Source organism: Pararobbsia alpina, from assembly GCF_902859895.1.
Lineage (GTDB): Bacteria > Pseudomonadota > Gammaproteobacteria > Burkholderiales > Burkholderiaceae > Pararobbsia > Pararobbsia alpina.
Genome location: NZ_CADIKM010000059.1, coordinates 1 through 20,281 on the forward strand (window position 1 = coordinate 1; position 20,281 = coordinate 20,281).

17 protein-coding genes and 1 pseudogene are annotated in these 20,281 nt (G+C 59.8%); 6 read left to right on the forward strand and 12 right to left on the reverse strand.

The features are described from left to right. The first annotated feature begins 440 nt into the window (after positions 1-440). From HV670_RS26665 to HV670_RS26675, 3 genes are all read left to right on the forward strand, one after another. Complete coding sequence (locus HV670_RS26665; protein ID WP_175107990.1) at positions 441-794, forward strand: hypothetical protein; 354 nt, start codon at positions 441-443, stop codon at positions 792-794. Positions 795-902: 108 nt separating this feature from the next. Beyond that, positions 903-1,112, forward strand: a complete 210-nt coding sequence (locus tag HV670_RS26670; protein WP_175107991.1) for a hypothetical protein — start codon at positions 903-905, stop codon at positions 1,110-1,112. Positions 1,113-1,135: 23 nt separating this feature from the next. Further along, entirely contained in the window at positions 1,136-1,459 is a 324-nt protein-coding gene (locus HV670_RS26675) for a hypothetical protein (RefSeq protein ID WP_175107992.1), read from the forward strand. Between the two features lie 2,723 nt (positions 1,460-4,182). Here HV670_RS26675 and HV670_RS26685 read toward each other — a convergent pair. The 6 genes and pseudogenes from HV670_RS26685 to HV670_RS32385 form a co-directional block, all read right to left on the reverse strand. Continuing rightward, positions 4,183-5,664 (reverse strand): ISNCY family transposase, encoded by a 1,482-nt coding sequence (locus tag HV670_RS26685; RefSeq protein ID WP_175107994.1) that lies wholly within the window; start codon positions 5,662-5,664, stop codon positions 4,183-4,185. Positions 5,665-5,956: 292 nt separating this feature from the next. After that, positions 5,957-6,808: a fumarylacetoacetate hydrolase family protein gene (locus HV670_RS26690; protein WP_175107995.1), complete on the reverse strand. Its 852-nt coding sequence runs from the start codon at positions 6,806-6,808 to the stop codon at positions 5,957-5,959. Between the two features lie 103 nt (positions 6,809-6,911). Further along, complete coding sequence (glcF, locus tag HV670_RS26695; RefSeq protein ID WP_175107996.1) at positions 6,912-8,219, reverse strand: glycolate oxidase subunit GlcF; 1,308 nt, start codon at positions 8,217-8,219, stop codon at positions 6,912-6,914. 1 nt (position 8,220) lies between these two features. Next, the gene (glcE, locus tag HV670_RS26700; RefSeq protein ID WP_175107997.1) at positions 8,221-9,444 is read right to left on the reverse strand and encodes a glycolate oxidase subunit GlcE; all 1,224 of its coding nucleotides are present in this window, start codon (positions 9,442-9,444) and stop codon (positions 8,221-8,223) included. 9 nt (positions 9,445-9,453) lie between these two features. Further along, a complete protein-coding gene (locus tag HV670_RS31360) occupies positions 9,454-10,407 on the reverse strand; it encodes an FAD-linked oxidase C-terminal domain-containing protein (RefSeq protein WP_246257988.1) in 954 nt (317 codons plus the stop codon). Between the two features lie 30 nt (positions 10,408-10,437). Then, positions 10,438-11,025 (reverse strand): annotated as a pseudogene (locus HV670_RS32385) (FAD-binding protein); the annotation flags it as partial. 424 nt (positions 11,026-11,449) lie between these two features. On the opposite strand from HV670_RS32385, the gene HV670_RS26710 reads away from it, so the two are divergent. Beyond that, positions 11,450-11,800 carry a winged helix-turn-helix domain-containing protein gene (locus tag HV670_RS26710; protein WP_175107999.1) on the forward strand — a complete coding sequence of 117 codons (351 nt, stop codon included), beginning with the start codon at positions 11,450-11,452 and terminating at the stop codon, positions 11,798-11,800. A gap of 200 nt (positions 11,801-12,000) precedes the next feature. On the opposite strand, the gene HV670_RS26715 is transcribed toward HV670_RS26710, so the two are convergent. The 4 genes from HV670_RS26715 to HV670_RS30670 form a co-directional block, all read right to left on the reverse strand. Next, a complete protein-coding gene (locus HV670_RS26715; RefSeq protein WP_175108000.1) occupies positions 12,001-13,302 on the reverse strand; it encodes a cytochrome c in 1,302 nt (433 codons plus the stop codon). Then, positions 13,299-15,335, reverse strand: a complete 2,037-nt coding sequence (locus HV670_RS26720; protein ID WP_246257990.1) for a xanthine dehydrogenase family protein molybdopterin-binding subunit — start codon at positions 15,333-15,335, stop codon at positions 13,299-13,301. Before HV670_RS26720 ends, HV670_RS26715 begins: the two co-directional genes overlap by 4 nt. A gap of 182 nt (positions 15,336-15,517) precedes the next feature. After that, positions 15,518-15,994 (reverse strand): (2Fe-2S)-binding protein, encoded by a 477-nt coding sequence (locus HV670_RS26725; protein WP_281362470.1) that lies wholly within the window; start codon positions 15,992-15,994, stop codon positions 15,518-15,520. Positions 15,995-16,066: 72 nt separating this feature from the next. Next, a complete protein-coding gene (locus HV670_RS30670) occupies positions 16,067-16,381 on the reverse strand; it encodes a hypothetical protein (protein ID WP_217478532.1) in 315 nt (104 codons plus the stop codon). Here HV670_RS30670 and HV670_RS26730 point away from each other — a divergent pair. After that, a complete protein-coding gene (locus tag HV670_RS26730; RefSeq protein WP_175108001.1) occupies positions 16,380-17,255 on the forward strand; it encodes an alpha/beta fold hydrolase in 876 nt (291 codons plus the stop codon). The two genes, HV670_RS30670 and HV670_RS26730, sit on opposite strands and share 2 nt — an antisense overlap. Before the next feature lie 53 nt (positions 17,256-17,308). On the opposite strand, the gene HV670_RS26735 is transcribed toward HV670_RS26730, so the two are convergent. Further along, a complete protein-coding gene (locus HV670_RS26735) occupies positions 17,309-18,730 on the reverse strand; it encodes an aldehyde dehydrogenase family protein (protein ID WP_175108002.1) in 1,422 nt (473 codons plus the stop codon). 100 nt (positions 18,731-18,830) lie between these two features. Between HV670_RS26735 and HV670_RS26740 the strand changes: the two genes are divergently transcribed. Beyond that, positions 18,831-19,775, forward strand: coding sequence for a LysR family transcriptional regulator (locus HV670_RS26740; RefSeq protein ID WP_175108003.1), 945 nt, complete (start codon positions 18,831-18,833; stop codon positions 19,773-19,775). A gap of 40 nt (positions 19,776-19,815) precedes the next feature. Here HV670_RS26740 and HV670_RS26745 read toward each other — a convergent pair. Then, on the reverse strand, positions 19,816-20,281 hold a 466-nt coding region (locus tag HV670_RS26745), incomplete at its 5' end, for a tyrosine-type recombinase/integrase (RefSeq protein WP_175108004.1).

Here is a 20,281-nt window from a genome sequence, read left to right on the forward strand (position 1 = left end):
CTACGTGCAGCTGGATTGGTCGGCTCCGGCGCCGCATGCTCAGATCGCGCCATAAATGAAGTAGCTGTGCTTCAACCGTCGAACAGTTGACCGAACCGACGGTCTGAACGCGGGTTGACCTTCAAAGCGGCCCTTGAACGTGCGAGGCGCAGAAGGACTGTTTTGGGTCGGAATGAGACGTTGGGCGCACTTAGGTACGCTTGCGGCTAGCGTGAGGAAGTCGGCACTTTGTGCAGCACGACAGATGGCGGCGTCAAGTAGCAAACGACAAACACTTTTGTGTTGCGCTCCCAAACGGCGCACTGAATTATCGCAAGACGACAAACTCGCGTCGGCCTGTGTATGCTGTGTAAATCTTTTGATTTTATTGTCTAGCAAATGACAAACATTTTTAATCGGCGTAGCTGTTGGCATGTACTGGAAAAGGAGAGTACGACGACATGAAAAGAATGATGCTGTTCGCCTTAGCGGTCACTACTTTGGCCGGATGCGCTTCTGACTCGGGCATTGTTCCGATGGGGCAGGATACTTTCATGGTCTCCCGACAGGCCGCTACGGGATTTTCTGGAATGGGGAATCTGAAAGCGACGGTGATTCAGGAAGCAAACCGGTATTGCATGAACAACGGTCAACATCTTCAGGTTGTGCATACCTCCGAGTCGCAACCGCCGTATGTACTAGGCAACTACCCGCGAATTGAGTTGCAGTTCATGTGTCTGACCGCAAACGACCCAGAACTCAAACGTCCGCAACTGAAGAAAGATGCGGACACCGTGATCGAGCTTCGCCAATAGGTTTTTTCGGCGAAGCGTCTGAAACAAACGGAAAAGCCGGCCTCGCCGGCGCACAGGGAAACATTGGCGCGCGGGCGCCCGTCTTATTGCGAAGAGCCGAGGATATCGATGGCAACAACCATGTACTTTGAAGAAACGATTCGAGACCAAGGCGGCAAGGCGACGTTTGACCTTGAACTTGGCCGTTCGTCGTTTTATCTAGAACACAGTGTCTACCTGACTGTCGATGGAAAGACGGTGATCATGGATCGCGCTACTGCAAAACGATTTGTGGAAGCTGTTGTCGACGTGGGGCGATACCACGGCATGATTGACTAGGCCGGACTAAGGAAAACAGCGAAATGACGAACGAGAATCTAGTCGTTAAGCCTTGCCCGAAGTGTCATGAAGAAACCAACGTTGTGTCGCATCTGCGCGTAGGCAAGTTGTTAGCAGAAGTGCTGATGTTCGCGATCATGTGGGTGTTTATGCGACTTTATGCGCACATTTCGCTAAGCGTCGGTAGGTACTTTGACGTTCACATGGGATGGCCGTTGCTTGCGTGGTTGGTGGGCGTGGGGATTTTAACGACGGTTGGCGTCGCTCGCGCGCAAGGTCGGTGGATCGGCTTGGCAAGCATCGCTGGGGCAGTTCTGGGCATGTCGCCTCTGCTTGCGACGATGTAACGCGGACAAGGGAAATGCCATGCCTTCGGAAACCCAAGGCTTTCGCCCGCAGGATCAATATTTGTACGTGATGCAGAACGAGCACGGCCTTATAAAGGTGGGCCGTAGCATTGATCCGGCGCGCCGCAGACTCGTGCTGCAGTCGCAATGCGGCTGCAACATCGCTCTCGTTGCGAGCCTTCATCAAAGAGGTCCTGACGAGGAGTGGGTGCATTCACTGCTCGCGGACTTCTGCGTAGGATATGAGTAGTTTGATGGAACGGCAGCAGCCAGACGGAAGGTCGAAAGAATTTTATGCCTCGGTGGCGCTGTCCACTGGCCGTTTTCACTGAACGAACAGGCTTCACGGGCGTGGCTGGATCGATTCCTTGATAATCAGGCGGTCGCGTTTTGGAGTAGGCGCCGTTACAAGACAATCGGGACGTTGAAAGCGTCTTTGGCCGGTCTACCGCCCTTAAGGGATTACAGGTTCGGCGGGGCGGATCTCGACGGCCGGATAGCGGTGGCCCTGGGCGATGTTGAGTGGTTTATGGTGGAAGGCCGAGGCGCGTCGGCAGTCGCTATCGGGTTTCTGGTGGATACAGGCGAGCCGGGATCAATACCGCGTTAAACAACCGTCGTGGAAGACGCGCAATTGTTGTGGCCGAGAATATTCGACGTCTCCGACAGGCGTCCAGTGGTTAGTGCACTTGATTGTTGTATAGCGGCACTCTGTGCGCGCTGGGGTTTTGTGGAAGCGCGCATTTCGCCGCGGCGCGGTTGGTGAATCTAGGGACGAAAAAGACATGGACGAGCTTGCCCTGTTGAGCAGTTCCTCCCGAGGTATTGAAGGACGCATACAGCGATGCCGTATCCGGTACTCCGAAAGAGGCCGGAAACATAAGCGTCGATTTCATAAAGACCGTCCGGCTGGTTTTATTTTCTGCGCAGTATGCCGCAGCGCTCCCAGGATCGACTCGCTCGCCATATCGACGATATCTATCCGACGGGTCCCGGCAGAGCGAAGAGTTCCCCGCGCGATGGGCAATAAGCACTCGACCGGCTGATGCCTACCAGCCGGGTCTGCTGTGCCACCGGCAGGGCGTGATCACGATCGATCATCGCCCTACGCCCAGCAGTTCCGCCTTGCTGAGCGCGCCTTCAAAAAGAACATTCTCCGACGTCAACTGCCCGATCTTCGCGTGCAGCACCTTCACGTCAATTAGGGGGCTGCCGGCGACACGTTACCCGTTTCGAACGCATCGGCAACCCGATCCTGCAGTTGCTTCTTCCAGTCCGTGATCTGGTATCGATTCCATATGTATCATATTTAGTTACAATTTTACATAACCTATCTTAACAAATTTTTCTAGAAAGAGGGACTAGCCCCCTAGCGCTCTTTGAAAATCAGCCGTCAGGCCTCATACCCCACGCATATGCCGCGCAGCTTCGATGACTGCATCACGCTTATTCGGCACATCCTTAGGTGCGAGAGAATCCCGATGCTGCTCAGCAGGCACGGCAATCTATCGTTCGAGAACGAAACCAGGCTGGGGGGGGCTGCGAGTATTCCTTGCCACCGAATGGCGCAGCAAGTGCGGCCTCGGCATTTCCAGTCACGTCCGTATCGCATCAACGAAAGGTACACCAATTACTTACCGTGCCCGCCGCACTCGGACCGGTGGCTACGCACTTCGGCTACGGTCCCTCATTGAAATTTTCGAAGCTAGCGTTGGGAGCCTAAAAAGATGAATGGGAATGTCGACTATGGCACCTCCTCGCCGGCCCCCTTGTCTGCACTGGGGGATCCTCTGGCAAGTGCGCGCGCGCGTGGCCGACGTTTCGCTGCCGAGGAATATCGAAACTCAGCCAACCAAGCCCTCGCTGACGCCCGCAGTTACACCAGGCACAGCGAGAGCACGATCAACGATCTGCCTCAAAACGGCAAGCTGTACGCCTTGCTTCCGCCGGGAAAGACAGGGGAATTTCGCTATCCAAAATGGCAGTTGGATGCTCGCCCGCTAGGCTCTGCAGGGTGCTGATTCTGTTCGCGAATGTGAACGATTGGCTAATACATTCGTTCATGAGCCGCAAGCGGCACGAACTTGGCGGTAAATCTCCCGCTGAGTCAATTCTTGACGACGCCGAGAGCATAGATTCAATTGTCGAATTCGCTGAGCGCGATGTGTTCGGCGAACAAGGCGCGTCGTGAAAAATATGGACGACCACCAGTGACCGAACGGGGTGCTCTATGGTAGAGAACGCCGAAGCTGCCAGGAGCAAAGCGGACAACGTTCCAGTCAGGGCGTCACGCAAGCGGCGAGGAACTAAATTTGGGATAACACTGCGACGCCCTCGATTTTCCCAAATTTAGTTCCCAATACGGGAACTAAATTTAATGAAAAGATGCAGCGCTTGCCCAAAACGATGAAAAATGTGCACCGTCATGCGGGGAACCGGCCGTAACCCGGCGTTTTTTGGGAACTAAAAGCGGTAAACAGGTGCAGTGCATCGTTTACATCGATTTAGTTCCCGAAATATCCCAAGTTTAGTTCCTCGCGCTGTAGTCACGCGGGGAACCGGCAAGCATACCGAGGTCAAAACACGACATTTCTACATGGCCAGAACACGACATTTGCATAAAGCTCCTACTCATGTCGAGGCCATTCTTAAATGTCCGCTTTCCGGCTAAGTTGAAATGTCCGGTTTTAAAGGGTTTGTGGCGTCTGTTATCGGTGTTCCGCTCACGCAGTGGTGAAGGAGGGCGCCTGAGCCGGCAGGGCGCTGACGTCTGGTTCGACTGCTTTGGCAGACCGACGGCCAGGTTTGCGTGGTTGCTGCACTTGCCGCTGCTGCGACTGCTCCAGAATCACACCAGCGAGATCGGCCTGCGTGAACTCGCGTTGCTTCTTCGTTCCGTGCTGACGTTGCTGCGTCCGAACCGCCGCGCCAAGATGAGTGCGTGAGGGCGCTGTCCCAATGCGGCGGTTATCGCGCTGCGCCTGAAGGGCCTGCGCCACCTGCAGCGCGTGCCCGAGCCGCTTGTGCTCAACGACGGCCCCCTGGTCAATTTCGGCCAGCCGGTCATAGGGCCGACTCGGCAACACCCGGCCATCGGCCCGGATCTCGATGCAGCCGTCCGGGTACTCCCACACGTCGATATAGCGATGAATCAGCTTGCGGTTGGCCGGCGTATCGTCCAGCAGGTACATCACCCGGTCGTACTGCACCGTCAGGGACTTCGTCACGCGCCGCGTCTCACGCCACGTCAGCAGCAGATCGAGGCTCTCGTCGGCACGCAACGGTCGGTGCGCGTTGAATCCACTCTTCGGCGGCTTCGCAAAGCGCGCGTTGTAAGCGGCCATGAAGGAGGGCGCGTAGGCATTGGCGTCGGCCACCGAGTGGATGCCGCGCAGCCGCAGCTCCTTCACCAGCCGGTCCTGCAGCGTCAGGTGCGCGCGCTCGACGCGACCCTTGGCCGAACTGCTGTTGGCGCAGAACGTGTCAATGTTCAACTCGTACATCGCGCGGCCAAAGTGCGTCACATTGCTTCCCGTTTCGTCCGTCTTCGTCTTGCGAAATACGCTGTACTTGTCGCTGTAGAACGCGACCGGCTTGCCGTGCTGTTCCAGATAGGCACGCGTCGCTTCGAAGTAGCTGAAGGTCGACTCGGTCGCGGTGAAGTGCAGCGCCATCAGCCGGCTCGTTGCGTCGTCGACGTACACCAGCAGCGTGCACGCCGGAGCCCGTTGCTCGAACCAGCGATGGTCGCTGCCGTCGATCTGGATCAGCTCGCCCAGACACGACCGCCGGGCTCGTGGCTGATAGATCTTCGGCGGGCGCTGCCGGCGCGGAATCCAGAAGCCGGCCTCGGTCATCAGGTGCCGGAGCGTCTCCTTGGACAGCCTCAGTCCATGACACTCGCGCAGCTTCTCGCAGGCCAAGGTCGGACCAAAATCGGCGTAGCGCTCACGAATCAATTCCAGTGCGCGGCAAGCAATCCCTTCGTTGAGCTTCCGATTGCCCGGGCGACCGCGCGCACGAGAACCGATCCCAGCCGCGCCAGCTTGCTTGTATCGAAGCACCAAACGCTCAATTTGACGGGTCGTCAGCTGCAAACGCTCAGCTGCACGCCCGGGTTTGAGCCCGCCGTCCACGACGGCCTGGATAACCTTTAATCGATCGAGTTCGCGCATGGTCAGTGTCACCAGTTCGGTTGGACTCATGGCAAGCTCCCGGATTGCGATCGGAAGCGGCTAGCTTGCCACCAGCACCCAAACACGACATTTCTATCTTGCTAGAACCCGACATTAAGATATTGCTCCTACAACTCAAAACGACGCTAATTTACCTTATGTAAAATCAAAGATAGAGCTTTGGGCATTCGTCGCTCTCGGCCACCACGAACTGACTTTGTTGTTCTACCTTTATGCGGCGCCGAATGGCAACTTCGACTTTTCGCAATGCGACGCCGCCGTCGTTTGATGCCTGCAATGTCGATGTTCCGGGCATCGAAAACTAGCGCGGCGCTGCGACCGTATTGCGCAGCACGCCAAGCTTGTCGATTTCGACTTCACAGACGTCGCCGGGCCGCATCCACAACTGCGGCTTGCGCGCCATCCCGCCAGCGGGCGTCCCCGTGACAATCAGATCGCCGGCCTCAAGCGTGAAGACTTCGCTTAGCAGCGACACCAACATTTGCACGTCAAATATCATGTCGGAGATCGATGCGTTCTGCATGACTTTGCCATTGAGCCTCGTCTGGATCCGCAAACCACGGCAGCCAGGCGCCAACTCGTTCGCCGGCACGAAATAAGGCCCTAGTGCCCCAGTGCCGTCGAAGTTTTTGCCCATCGTCCATTGCGGTGTTCGGAACTGGTAATCCCTGAGCGTCGCGTCGTTGAAGATCGAATAGCCCGCCACATGATCCAGTGCCGCTTCTTTGCCGATGTTGTACCCGGGTTTGCCGATGACCGCGACCAACTCCCCTTCGTAATCCAGTTGCGACGACCGTACCGGCATTTGGATGGGATCGCCGTGCCCGATCAGACTGGTCGCAAAACGTGCAAAGACGGTTGGATAGGTCTGCTCTTCAAAGCCCGCCTCGCTCGAATGAGCCCGATAGTTGAGGCCCACGCAGATAATCTTGCGAGGATGTGACAACGGAGGCAATAAACGTGCATGGGCAAGATTGACTGCGGGTCCGCCCTCGAGTAGCTTCGCAACGGCGGACAGATCGGCGCCTGTTGCGATTAGCGTCCCAAGCTCGCCTGGGTAGCTCTCATTGTCGGCAAACATTCCATGGAAGCTCCCGTCGTGTTCAGCAGCCAACCCGCGACGACCTTCGACTTCAAACATGGCAAAGCGCATGGTGCTCTCCTATGCAGATTTCCAATGACATAGCCGGGCGCACATGCGGGAATCCCGAGTGAAGCGAGCTTACGCTTCGGCCGTCCTTTCGACGCGCTCGTCATTACTCGACCGGCGCCTTTCGCAAAGCTTCAGGCATGGGGCCTCCAGTCGCCCAGTCGAGCAATTCGACGGTATGGACGACGGGAATTCCGACTGCGTCGGCAAGCTGCGTCATACAACCGATATTGCCGCTGGCAACGACCTCGGCATTCATTGACTGGATGTTTGCGACCTTGCGCTGCTTCAGCTCGCTCGCAAGGCTCGACTGCAGAATGTTGTACACGCCCGCGGATCCGCAGCACATGAAGCTATCGGGAGGCTCGACGACCTCGTATCCTGCCGCGCGGAGCAGATCTATCGGCTGATGCACGATACGCTGTCCATGCTGCATCGAGCATGCGGCGTGATAAGCGACGCGCAGCCGCCGCGGTGTGTGCGGTATTTGTATGCCGAGTGTCGACATGAATTCGGTGATGTCCTTCGCCAGATTGCTGACTCGCGTAGCCTTGTCTTTCCATGCGGGATCAAGACGCAGCGCATGTCCATAAGCCTTGACAGAAGTCCCGCAGCCCGAAGCGTTGATGATGATTGCGTCGAGGCCGCCGGGCTTGTCTGCCTCAGACAACCATGCGTCGATGTTCGCTTTGACGAACGGAAGCGCCTGCTCCGGCAAGCCCATGTGTTCAGCTATGGCGCCGCAGCAGCCGATGCCTCGTGCAATCACGACCTCGACACCGTGACGTCGTAGCAGCCGGATCGTCGCCTCGTTGATAGCCGGATCCAGCACTTTCTGGACGCAACCGCTCAGCATGCAAACGCGCGCGCGGCGTTCGCTCAGTGCCAGAAATATCTGAGGACGATCGACGGGGCTTGAACCGACTCTCGCGTCCTTCGGCGCCACTTCGAGCATCGCGCGCAGCGTTCCCCTCAAGAGTCCCCGCAGAGGTCGCGCCGCGCGTCCCAACAGAAACCCGATGGTGAACAGTCGGGGGTTCGGAATCAGAACCGTCAACATGCGCCGAATGACTCTTGGCACGAACGGTCGACGGTAAGTGGACTCTATACGTTCGCGCCCGTGGGCGATCAGCTTCGAGTACTGCACGCCTGAAGGACAGATCGCTTCGCAGGCGAGGCAGGTCAGGCAGCGATCAAGATGTTCGACCGTCTTCGCATCAGGTGCGCGATCCTCTTCGAACATGTTCCGCATGAGGATGATCCTGCCGCGTGGACTGTCGTTTTCATCGTGGCGTATCTGGTAAGTCGGGCAGTGCGACAGACAGATGCCGCAATGCACGCAGGTCCTGATGATGTCGTTCGCCAGTAACGTGCCCCGATCGGCGAGCGCGGCTTCGGGAATGTTCGTTCTCATGTCAGGCTTCCCCATGCGAGAGCGATGCGAGCTTGCCGGGATTGAGCACGCCGTTGGGATCGAACGCGCGGCGCAAGCGCTCGCCGACTTCCTGTAACGCCCCATGCCGCGGCTGAAACGTTCCGACCTGGCGGCGCACGTCGAGTGTCGCGCGCAACAGGCTTGCACTTCCCCCTGCTTCGGCGATTCGCTTGCGTAAGGCATCAGCCTGCGACAGCATGCTTTCGGCACGGCTCTGCACGAACACCTGACTCCCACCCCAATCGTAAATTGCCGGACCGCCAAGACTTTTCGCAACGGACGCGGCCTGGTCGCAAGGCAGCGACAACCGCCAGATACAGGCATCGTCGTCGACGGTAAATGCGGACAGATCTTTGAGCGACGCCCAGAAATGACGGCTCTCGTCCGTCCCGAGTTTCTTGACCCCTGTGTACGCTTGCAGGCGCTTTTCGATCTCGGTCTCACGTGCCATCACGGACTCGCGAAAACCTTCGATCCGGATTGCCGTCACCGATGCCGACGAACGCTCGCCGCCGAGATGCGCCGCAGCACTGATCTCGAACGGCAATTGCAACAGATCGCTCATCGTCCTGAGCGCAACGCTGTCGTCAAGCTCGCTCACCACCAGCGTGGATTCGTATTGGGGCGCAGGATGGATCTTGAGCGTGATCGACGTGAGCGCGGCCAACACCCCGAAAGACCCTGTCATCAGCCGCGGGATATCGAAGCCCGTGACATTCTTGACGGTGCGGCCGCCGCTATGGAACGCTTCTCCACGCCCATTCACGCCTTCGATGCCGAGCACCGAGTCGCGGGCCGCACCCGCGAGCACCCGTCGCGGCCCGGAAAGATTGCAGGCGACGATGCCGCCGATGGTATCGATTGCATCCACATTCCCGAATAGCGCCGCGTAGTCCGGCGGCTCGAATGCGAAATGCTGGTTGTGCTTTCTCAGCGCGCTTCGCAACAAGGACATTGGTGTTCCGGCCCGGACCTTGATCACGAGTTCTTCCGGTTCGTACATCTCGATGCCCGCGAGTCCCGACATATCGAGCAACGCATCGGCAAAGACGTGATCGCCGAACGATCGTTTGGTACCGCCACCGAAGATCTCAAGCGATCGCGCTGCTGCGTTCGCATCCATAATGACGTCGACCACTTCGGCGACATTGGTAGGGCGAAAATGGCCGCCCTGCAGTGGGAGCTCTGAAGCAATGGTATTCATGACGTGATCTCAGAACCTCGGCACGCCGGCGAAGCGCGGATCGCCATTGCCCGTCGGCAGACGCCCTGTCCGGACACAGCCGCAATGCGTCGGAAACACCTTGCCGGGATTGAGCATTTCTTGCGGATCGAACGCGCATTTCAGGTATTGCTGCTGCGACAGATCGATGGCGCGAAACTGGTAAGTCATCAGATCGCGTTTTTCGATTCCCACGCCATGCTCGCCGCTCAACACGCCGCCAAGATCCACGCAAGCCCGTAGGATGTCTGCGCCGAACGCCTCGGCTTTTTCCAGATCGCCGGGCTTTGCCGAGTCGAACAGCACCATGGGGTGAAGATTGCCATCGCCTGCGTGAAAGCAGTTCGCGTATTCCAAGCCATAGTTCTTCGACAGACTGTCGACGCGGCGAAGAATTTCTGGAAGCTGGGCGCGCGGAATGGTGCCGTCCGTGACATACACATCGCGCGCGATCTTTCCCATCGCGCCGAACGCAACTTTGCGGCCGCGCCACAAAAGTTCCCGCTCGGCATCACTCTTGCTGATGCGTACTTCAGCTGGGGAAAATTGCTTCGTCATCTCTCCGACACGCTCGATAAGCGTATCCACTTCGATCTCAATACCATCGAGTTCGCACAGCAGGATGGCCTGCACCTCAGGTGGATGAAGTTCTCCCAGCATCGACGCGACAGCATCGATGACGCGGCGGTCCATGAATTCAAGCCCCGCCGGAACAATCCCGCTCGCAATAAGGCCGCCGACACATCGGCTCGCATCTTCGACACTGCGAAAACCTAGCGAAATGACGCGCGCGACGGGCGGCTCTGGTGTGAGCCGAACCGAAATCTCGGTGACGACTGCGAGCAATCCTTCCGAGCCAATCAACACACTGGCCAGATCGAATTCCCCATCGGCCGCGCCCATGAACGCACCGCCGATGCGAATAATCTCTCCCGTGATGAGCACGGCTTCAAGGCCGCAGACATGATTCGACGTGACGCCGTACTTCAGGCAATGAACGCCGCCCGAATTCTCGGCGACGTTACCGCCTACTGTAGCTATCGCCTGACTCGACGGATCCGGCATGTAACACAGGCCAAGCGACTTGACCGCTTCCGTGACCTTGATGTTCGGCACGCCAGGTTGAACACGGGCGATGCGATTGTGCGCGTCAACTTCGAGAATGCGGCTCATGCGCGCTGTGCCGAGCAGGATGGCATCCTCGAGCGGTAGTGCGCCTCCGGAAAGCGATGTACCGGAACCGCGCGGCACAACCTTTATGCGATTCGTATGGCAATACCCGAGGATTGATGCGATCTGAGCCGTGGTCTGCGGCAATACAACCAGCAAGGGCAGCGCCCGATAAGCCGCAAGTCCATCGGATTCGTACGGTCGGCGTTCGCTTTCGCTGTCCAGCACCGATTCTTTCCCGACGATGCGGCGCAAGTCTTCAGCAATCGTTGCGCGACGTTCGATCGTCGACTGATCAAGCGGTGGCATTTTCACGGTCAGTTTCCTCGGAGCAAAATTTTTGGTCTCTGCGAACGGGAAAGCAGACGCGCCCTCGATGTTCCGAACAATCATGGCGTAAGGACGCGTTGCGCTTTCGTTTCGTAGAACTTACAGTCGATCATAGTTGCTACCCTGCAAGCGAACCTACTTCAAAGTCGTTAAACGTTATTAAATGCAAATAAAAGGTACGGACCCGCGTACTGATACCTTTGATTCATCGCGGTGCCGTTGCTTCGCCACAATCAGATCACTGTGTCCGGACGGCCCACCAATAAGGGCTGCCGCTCGTCCTCGGTTCAGCCATAAGTCGTCGACGAACACAAAATTGACTCCAGTTTCATGTAATAGCGGTCAGACATCCGGCCAGCTACCATCGAAACCAGGTAGAACACGGGAGCGACCACGGCTCGACGACTTTAACGCGACTATCGGAGTCGCTTGTGTGGGCGGATTGCAGTCCAAATACGCGGTCTCAGCCAAATGAACATTTAGCGCAATGATTCGCATTGAGAATCTGACTGTACTCCCCGACCGACGAAAGATATTCGTCGACGGCGCCCCTGTCGAACTCGGTTACACAGCGATGGATGTATTGCTCATCCTTATCGAAGCAAACGGCGCGTTAGTGACAAAGGACGAGCTTATGGACCGGGTGTGGCCGACCACCATAGTCGCGGATAACAACCTTCGCGTGCAGATCTGCGGGATTCGCAAAGTGATGGGCGAGCATCATAAGTTGCTCGTATGCGTGCCTGGGCGCGGCTATCGCCTGTTGAGACCGGTCCACCCAGTACACGCGGCCTCGACTTTCGTCGCGCGGCCTGACTTGAGCCAGGCTGCACGATAGTCCTTTCTCTTTAAGCGCGCAGCTTGTCGGGCGCGACACGTCTCCGACAGAAATTTTCTCAAGCTATCGCTAGCGGTGCTGAGGTTCGAGCGGGGTACCCGTTCGACGCTAGCTCCTGTTCGAGCGCCTCCAATCGGCCATCGCAGCCATCCCGTACAACATCGAGCGCATGCGAAAGTGCATAGCGCTCGTGGACATACTCATGGCCGGGCGTCCGCGACGTCCTTTGCCGTGACCTGCCCCTGCTTGCCGCCAAAATGGGCGATGGCATAGTTGGCGACCGCAGCGATTTCGGCATCGGTGTAGGCCGCGCCAAACGACGGCATGGCGGTCGCCGGGGCATGATCCGGAGCGCTGGTGCCCTCGAGGATCACCCGGATCAGGTTGGCCCCTTGCGGATCGTTGACGGCGTGCGAACCGGCCAGGCCCGCACGCGCGGTCTGCTGGCCGTTCCCGTTCCAGCCATGGCAACTCGCGCATGCGCCCTCGAAGATGCGGCGGCCAGTGCCGGCGCTTCCTTCGCCGCCCGGCGACCACGCAGTCGATGCCTTCACGGCCGCGCCGACCGGCATCGCGGCCGCAGTAGCATCGGCACGGCGCGGCGTTACCGTGCGCAGATAGGTGACGATGGCCTCGATGTCCGTTGCCGGAAGCAGGCTCAGGCTCAGATCGATGGCCTGGCGCATGCTTCCCGACGCCGCGCCGTGACCGGGGGCATAGCCGGTGGAAAGATAAGACACGAGCTGGGCGTCGGTCCACTGGCCGATCCCGGTCTCATTGTCGGGCGTGATGTTCCAGGCCTTCCAACCATCGACCACGCCGCCCGATAGCGCTTCGTCCAGTTTCCGGGCGAACATCAGGTTGCGCGGCGTGTGGCATTCGCTGCAATGCGCCAGTCCATTCACGAGATAGGCGCCGCGGTTCCACGCAACGCCGCGCGCTGGGTCGGGTTCGAACGGTTTGCTGTCGAGGAACAGCAGCTTCCATCCGCGCATAATGGGACGCTGGTTGAACGGAAAGGCGAGCGCGTTGGCGGGTGCCGGCGTGGCAACCGGCGCGAGCGTCGCCAGGTAGGCACGAATCGCGAGGACATCGTCGCTGGACAGCAAGGCGTAAGACGTATAGGGAAAGGCGGGATAGAGATCCTCGCCGTGTCGCCCCACGCCCGAGCGCATCGCCCGCGCGAATTCGGCATCGCTCCATGCACCGATCCCGTTCTCGCGATCGGGGGTGATGTTCGGTGAGTAGATCGTGCCGAATGGCAGTTTGAACGCCAGGCCGCCGGCGAAAGGCTTGCCGCCCTCGGTGGTGTGGCAGGCCGCGCAGTCGGCCGCCATGGTCAGGTACTTGCCGCGCGCGATAAGGGCATCGCCGGTTCGTTGCTCGGTGCTGGGTGAGACCGGATCGAGTCCATGCGGCAAGAAAAAGAACAGCACCGCGCCAATCAGGACGATGCACGCGAGTGTCGCGAGACCATAGCCAATATGATTGGGTCGGGTCATAACTGCTTACCTTTCGCGCCAAGCGCTCGCCGGTCGATCGGCAGGGCGCGAAGCCGCACTCCCGTGGCCGCAAAGATGGCATTGGCCAAGGCGGGCGCCGCAGACACCGTGCCGACTTCGCCCAGTCCGCCCGGCTTCTCTTCGCTTGGCATAACGGAGACTTCGAACGGTGGCACCTCATTCATGCGAATCTGCCGGTAATCGTGGAAGTTGCTTTGCTGAACCCGCCCATTCTCGAAGGTGATGCCGTTGTAAAGCGCGGCCGAAAGGCCGAACAGCACGCCGCCCTCGATCTGCGCGATCACGGAATCGGGGTTCACTGCGATGCCGCAGTCGACGGCGGCGGTGGCGCGCCGCAGGTGAATCTCCCCTTGTGGATCGACCTCCACTTCCATCACCAGTGCGGCATGTGTGCCGAAGCTCTCATGCAGCGAGATGCCGCGCGCGCAGCGTGGCGGCAGCGGCTTGCCCCATCCGGATGCTTGCGCCGCTTTGTTCAGTACGGCGAGCGAGCGCGGGTTCTTGCCAAGGAGAGCCCTGCGATAGGCGACCGGATCCTGTCCGGCTGCGTGCGCAAGTTCGTCCAGGAAACTTTCCACCACGAACACGTTATGCGTCTCACCGACGCCGCGCCACCAGTTGAGGGCGACTGGACCGTCTTGTCGCACCCACTCGGAACGTAGCGCGGGAATGGCATAGGGCAGGTCCGCCGCACCTGCCACCGCATCGTGGTCGAGCTGCCCTTGCGGCCATGGCTTGCGATCGTAGTAGCTGCGCACAGTGGAGCACCGGGTCCGATGGGTCCACGCCATTGGCAGGCCGTCCTTGCCAAGCGCGGCTGCAATGGTGTCGAGATAAGCGGGCCGGAACCGATCGTGCTGGATGTCCTGCTCGCGTGTCCATATGATCTTGAGCGGATAGCCGACCTGCTTACCGAAGCGGGCGGCTTGCTGGATGGTGTCCACGGCGAGCCGCCGGCCGAACCCGCCGCCGATCAGATGATTGCGTACGATGACCTTGTCGGGCGGCAGGCCGATGATCTCCGCGGCGACGATCCGCGCGATCTCCGGCACCTGAGTACCCACCCAGATGTCGCAGCCATCGGGGCGCACGTGGATCGTGGTGTTGATGGGTTCCAGCGCCGCATGGGCGAGATACGGAAGATCGTAGCTCGTCTCGATGCGCTGTTTGCCTGCTTCCTGGATCACGTGATCGGGATCGCCGGTAAGGCTGCCGTTGATCGGCGTTCCCTGCGCGGATCGGAGCGATTCGGCCAGTGTTGCCGACGTGAGGGTGGCGTGCGGACCCTCGTCCCACTCGATCCTCAGCAGGTCGAGCCCTCGTTTGGCGGTCCAGTAGTGCTCTGCGACCACCGCGACGGCATCGTCGATACGAAGGATGTCGACCACGCCGGGCAGGACACGCGAGGCGCGCTCATCGAGCGAGCGCAGGCGCCCGCCGATCGTGGGACACATTGCGATCGCCGCAACGCGCATTCCTTCCACCATCGCGTCGATGCCGAAGCGGGCGGTGCCATTGACCTTGGCCGGCGTGTCCACGCGCTTCGCCGCCCTGCCGATGAGCTTGAACTGCGACACCGGCTTCAACGATACCTCGCGAGGCACCGGCTGGCGCCGCGCGGCACTGGCAACCGCGCCATAGGTCAGAGTTCGACCGGTCCGCTGGTGGGTGATGACGCCACGCGCCACAGCGCATTCGGCGGGCGGGACTCGCCAGCGCTCGGCGGCCGCGCCGATCAGCATGGTGCGAGCGGCCGCGCCGGCCTGGCGCAACGGTATGAAATACGCGCGCACGGAGGTGGATCCGCCGGTGGCCTGTGCCTTCAGCATGCTCTGCGTGTAGGCGTGCTGGTCCGCGGGCGCTAGTGCTACTTCGACCTGGTCAAGCCCGACTTCCAGCTCTTCGGCGATCATCATGGCCTCGCCGGTGGCAATGCCCTGCCCCATCTCCACGCTGGGCACCACGAGCACAATACGACCGTCGACACCGACGCGGATGAAGCCGTCGGGCACGAATCCGTCGAACCCCGTTGCCGTTGCATCGAGCGCGCCGATGGCGGCAAGATCCGGCTCCCGCTCGAACGCACGTACCGGCCGCACGAACGCAAATCCAACCAGGAGCGCACCAGCGGTCAGGAAACGTCGGCGCGCGTTGTCTGGTAGTGCGTCTTCGCCGATTGCACTGTAGGTTCGCATCATGCCGCCTTGATAGCCGCGCGGATACGCGAATAGGTGCAGCACCGGCACAGATTGCCGGACATCGCGGCATCGATATCTTGGTCGTTCGGATGCGGATTGCGGGCAATCAGCGCTGCGGCCGACATGACCTGGCCTGACTGGCAGTAGCCGCACTGGACCACTTCCAACGAGAGCCACGCGGCTTGGACTCGCTTCCCGGCCGCGGTCTCGCCGACAGCCTCGATTGTGGTGATCTCTCCCTTGACGGCAGAGATCGGGAGTAAGCAGGAGCGCACCGGGTTGCCGTCTAGATGTACGGTGCAGGCGCCGCACTGGCCGATGCCGCAACCGAACTTTGTGCCGGTCAGCGCCAGTACATCGCGCAAGGCCCAGAGAAGCGGCATGTCCGCAGGCCCGGTGATGTCGACAGTTTTTCCATTAACGACAAGCCGCGTAACGGGCCAAGGCTGGGAGGTTTTATCAGTTTGCATCATTATCCCCGGTGCTGCGATTGACCGGACTCTGTGGGATCTCCATGCGCGCTTCTTCAGCATGATCCCGATAGTTCAAACCAATGGCGATGAACTTCGAAACTCTCGAGACCGGAAGGCGGCGATACGAGCTTTTCGGCCAGCTATTGCGGCGCTTTGATCAAACGTCCACAGAAGCAAGATATAGCGTTCTGTTCGGCCGAGACATTGCATGTTCATGTAATCAGAGGCATGTCCAGGGAAGTGCTGAACATAAACATGTAATAACGGTGTCGAACCCGGCTTGCTACCATTGTTCCATCGAAGTTCAATTTCAAATGCACTCAGGGCTGCATGAATGCCACTAACGACAACCGAAGTGGCAAGCAGCCAGAGAGAGAGAGAGAACATGACCTCCACCATAAACCCCATCGTCAATCACACGCTCCGGGCGAACGGCATTCGCCAGCATTATCTTGATTCGGGTAGCGGCCCTGTCGTCGTTTTGCTTCATGGCTTTCCCGAAACCAGCTTTGCGTGGCGCTTTCAGATCCCGGTTCTAGCGAACAAATTTCGCGTCATCGCACCCGATCTTCGTGGTTACGGTGAAACCGACAAACCCGCAAGTGGCTATGACAAGCGCAATATGGCGCAGGATCTGATCGCCCTGCTCGACGAGCTCGGTATCGACAAGATTGCTTTGATCGGTCATGACAGAGGCGCTCGCGTGGCCACGCGATTCGCCAAAGATCACCCGCAGCGCCTCGACCGGCTGGTCGTGATGGACAACGTGCCGACCCGCGTCGTGGCGCAGAACATGAACGCGCAGACTGCACGTGCTTACTGGTTCTTTCTGTTTCATCTCGTCCCGGACCTGCCGGAGGCTTTGATCAACGGTAAGGAAGCGGAGTGGCTTCATTATTTCTTCGCCGACTGGTGCTACAACCCGCACGCGATCGAAGGGACCGACTTCGACACCTATGTCAAGGCTTACAAGTGTCCGGGTGCCGTGCGGGGAGCAATGTCCGACTATCGGGCGAATGCTGAGGATGTCAAACAGGATCTCGTCGACGCGGATACTAAAATCGCTTGCCCGACCATGGCAATCTGGGGCGAAGACTTCTATACGGTTGGCGGAATGTTCGACATGAGGACGGTTTGGGAGGGAATGGCCACTCATCTGCGCGCGGAGCCCATTGCACAGTGCGGGCATCTACCGCAAGAAGAGCAGCCGGAACGGGTCAATACCCTATTGCTTGATTTTCTGGGCACCTGGAAAGGTTGAAATGGGACGACCTCGCCCCGGGTTGTGTCACTGATCCTGCCCGCTTCCGTCGATCACACGGCGCCAAGCAGCGCCTTCGGCTCGAGAAACGCCTCAAGCCCGAACGTCCCGTACTCGCGGCCGATACCCGAATGCTTGAACCCGCCGAAGGGCGCAGCCGGTTCGTGCGCGAGCGTGTTGACAAGCACGCGTCCCGCTTCGATTTGCGACGCCACTGCGCTTGCGCGTCCGACGTCGGATGAGCATACGTAGGCTTGCAGGCCGTAGGGCGTATCGTTGGCAATCGCGATCGCGTCCTCTGTATCGCGGTACGCGATGATCGAGAGCACCGGACCGAATATCTCTTCACGAGCGATGGTCATATCGTTCTTCACATGGCTGAAGACGGTAGGACGTACGAACCAGCCTGCATTGACGCCGTGTGGACGCCCCTCACCACCGGCGATCAGGCGCGCGCCTTCGTCGATGCCGATGCGGATATAGCGCTGCACGCGGTCCCACTGTTTCTGGCTCACCATCGGGCCGATACTCGTGCGAGGGTCACGCGGGTCGCCGGCCTGAATACCTGCGACTGCGTCCACGATTCTCTCCTCGAACTCTGAGAGCCGCGCCTGTGGCACCAGAATGCGCGTGCCGGCAATGCACGCTTGCCCGCTGTTCATGAAGCCCGCCTGAAGCGCAAACGGCACGGCTTCGTCGAAGTTCGCGTCGTCGAGCACGATCATGGGGGACTTGCCGCCGAGTTCCAGCGTCACGCGCTTAAGCGTCTCCGCGACAGTGCGCAGAATCGTCTTGCCGACTGCCGTTGATCCTGTGAACGATAGCTTGGCGACGTCGGGGTGCGAACTGATCTGCGCGCCTGCCGTTTCGCCACGTCCCGTGACGATGTTGAACACCCCCGGTGGGAGCTCCGCTTCATGCAGCGCCTCTGTGACGACTCGCGTCTGGATGGCGCTCATCTCGCTTGGCTTGACCACGGCCGTGCAGCCGGCGGCGAACGCAGACGCGAGCTTGCCACAGACAAAGCCCGCATCGCTGTTCCACGGCGTAATCAGTCCGGCGACGCCGAGCGGCTGCATCACCACTTCGGCAGATCCGGCGCGACGGACGAACGAGTAGTCCTCAAGCACCTTCGCCGCTTCCAGCAGCACGTCGCTCGCGTGCTGCGCCATCGAGCGTCCGCGGGACACAGGTGCGCCATATTCCTCAACGATGGCTTCGAAAAGCTCGCTTGCTCTCGCGGCTACAGCCGCATGCATGCGCCTCAGCATATCAACGCGCTCGAGCTTGTCCGTGCGCGAGAACGCCGGGAATGCCCGCTTCGCCGCGGCGATGGCGTCGCGCGCGTCCTCGGCGTCGGCAAGGCGCACGCGGCCGATTACCCGCTCGGTCGACGGATTGAATAGGTCGAAGAACTCCTCGCCGTGCGGCGTGACGAATGCGCCGTCGATGTAGATTTGGTCGATGATCTGCATGGTTGGTCCGGAAAAACGTTGCCAAAGGCATAAGATAGATCGTCGCGATTGCGCCGACTAGCCGTACAATTTAGGATGACTTGTTGAAGGATTTAGGACAATGAGGACATCCGGCCTGAGCGAACTGGAAGCCGTTCTGGCCGTCGCGCGCCATCGCAGTTTCCGCGCGGCAGCAAACGAAATGAGCGTGTCGACGTCCGCGCTTAGTCACGCGGTCGCAGCGCTTGAAGCGCGCATCGGTGTGCGGCTCTTCAATCGAACGACCCGCAGCGTGTCGCTGTCGGAAGCTGGAGCGCAATTTGTGAGCAGCGTCGCGCCCGCTCTGTCGACCATTCATGCCGCGCTCGAGCAGGCCGGCAGCTTCCGCGACACGCCGTCGGGCACTTTGCGCATCAATGCGTCGGTGGGCGCGGCGAATCAGGTGATGCCGGTTTTCATCGCATTCCTGCAGCACTATCCCGAGATGAAGCTCGACATCGTCACCGAAGGGCGGCTGATCGATATCGTGGTCGAAGGGTTCGACGCGGGCATCCGCCTGATGGAAAGCGTGCCGCAGGACATGATCGCGGTGCCTTTTGGCGACAGGCAGCGGTTCGCCGTCGTTGGCAGCCCCGCGTATTTTTCGCAGCACAAGCCGCCGCGCGCGCCCGTGGACCTCAGCGCGCACCGGTGCATCCGCAGCCGGATGCCAAGCGGGTCAATCTATCAGTGGGAATTCGAACGGCGCGGCGAGACGGTACGCGTCGACGGCGACGGCGCACTGACGCTGGACGAGCCGGGTCTGATGCTGGCGGCGGCGCGCACTGGCCTCGGGCTTGCGTACTTGACCGAATGGAACGTCAACGCGGATCTGGAGGCCGGCACGCTTGTGCGGGTGCTTGAAGACTGGACGCCGCCGCTAGACGGGCTATGCCTGTACTATCCGGGCCGGCGTCATGTGCCGGCGGGACTGCGCGCACTGACCGACATGATTCGCGAATACGCTGATGCGAACCGCGAGCGCGTGGTGGGGAAGAGGAAACGTCGCTCTGCCTTTCGTGCCTGAAGATCTGCCCAATGTAGCCCGAGGATCAAACAGACCGGCCTTACTTGACTTGCCTGCCAGTGGCAAATGCCCCTGCCATCTGCTGGGCACGCGTGAGGTCATCGCTATGCAGGTAAATGGAGGTCGTCGAGATCGAGGCGTGCCGCAGGTTGTCCCGCACGGTAGTCAGTTCGGCACCATGCGCAAGCGCATGCGTAGCATGGGTATGCCGCATCCAATGTGGACTCGCTCGGCGCAGCTTTTCTGCCAGTGCCGGATGGTCCACTTCAATCACGTCGGCCGCCTGCCCAAAAAACCGCTTCATGATTTTCCACAGGCGAACCCCGCTGATGCCGCCGCCATCCGTGTCCAGGTTCGCGACCACAGGGGTATCGCGTCGCCACTGCTCGGGCACGCGTGACAGGCCGCGCTCGCCAAGGGACTGGAACAGCGCCTCCGCTCCCAGGGGCGGTAGCGCCACCTTCGCCGCCTTGGCGCCCTTTCCGATTAGATGGATCCAGCGGTCG

Coding starts and splice junctions, on each gene's coding strand:
- HV670_RS26735 (WP_175108002.1), bottom strand. CDS start 18,730: ATGCAGATCATCGACCAAATCTACATCGACGGCGCATTCGTCACGCCG.
- HV670_RS26740 (WP_175108003.1), top strand. CDS start 18,831: ATGAGGACATCCGGCCTGAGCGAACTGGAAGCCGTTCTGGCCGTCGCG.
- HV670_RS26685 (WP_175107994.1), bottom strand. CDS start 5,664: ATGAGTCCAACCGAACTGGTGACACTGACCATGCGCGAACTCGATCGA.
- HV670_RS26690 (WP_175107995.1), bottom strand. CDS start 6,808: ATGCGCTTTGCCATGTTTGAAGTCGAAGGTCGTCGCGGGTTGGCTGCT.
- HV670_RS26665 (WP_175107990.1), top strand. CDS start 441: ATGAAAAGAATGATGCTGTTCGCCTTAGCGGTCACTACTTTGGCCGGA.
- HV670_RS26730 (WP_175108001.1), top strand. CDS start 16,380: ATGACCTCCACCATAAACCCCATCGTCAATCACACGCTCCGGGCGAAC.
- HV670_RS26715 (WP_175108000.1), bottom strand. CDS start 13,302: ATGACCCGACCCAATCATATTGGCTATGGTCTCGCGACACTCGCGTGC.
- HV670_RS26725 (WP_281362470.1), bottom strand. CDS start 15,994: ATGATGCAAACTGATAAAACCTCCCAGCCTTGGCCCGTTACGCGGCTT.
- glcE (WP_175107997.1), bottom strand. CDS start 9,444: ATGAATACCATTGCTTCAGAGCTCCCACTGCAGGGCGGCCATTTTCGC.
- HV670_RS26710 (WP_175107999.1), top strand. CDS start 11,450: ATGATTCGCATTGAGAATCTGACTGTACTCCCCGACCGACGAAAGATA.
- HV670_RS26675 (WP_175107992.1), top strand. CDS start 1,136: ATGACGAACGAGAATCTAGTCGTTAAGCCTTGCCCGAAGTGTCATGAA.
- HV670_RS30670 (WP_217478532.1), bottom strand. CDS start 16,381: ATGTTCTCTCTCTCTCTCTGGCTGCTTGCCACTTCGGTTGTCGTTAGT.
- HV670_RS26670 (WP_175107991.1), top strand. CDS start 903: ATGGCAACAACCATGTACTTTGAAGAAACGATTCGAGACCAAGGCGGC.
- glcF (WP_175107996.1), bottom strand. CDS start 8,219: ATGAGAACGAACATTCCCGAAGCCGCGCTCGCCGATCGGGGCACGTTA.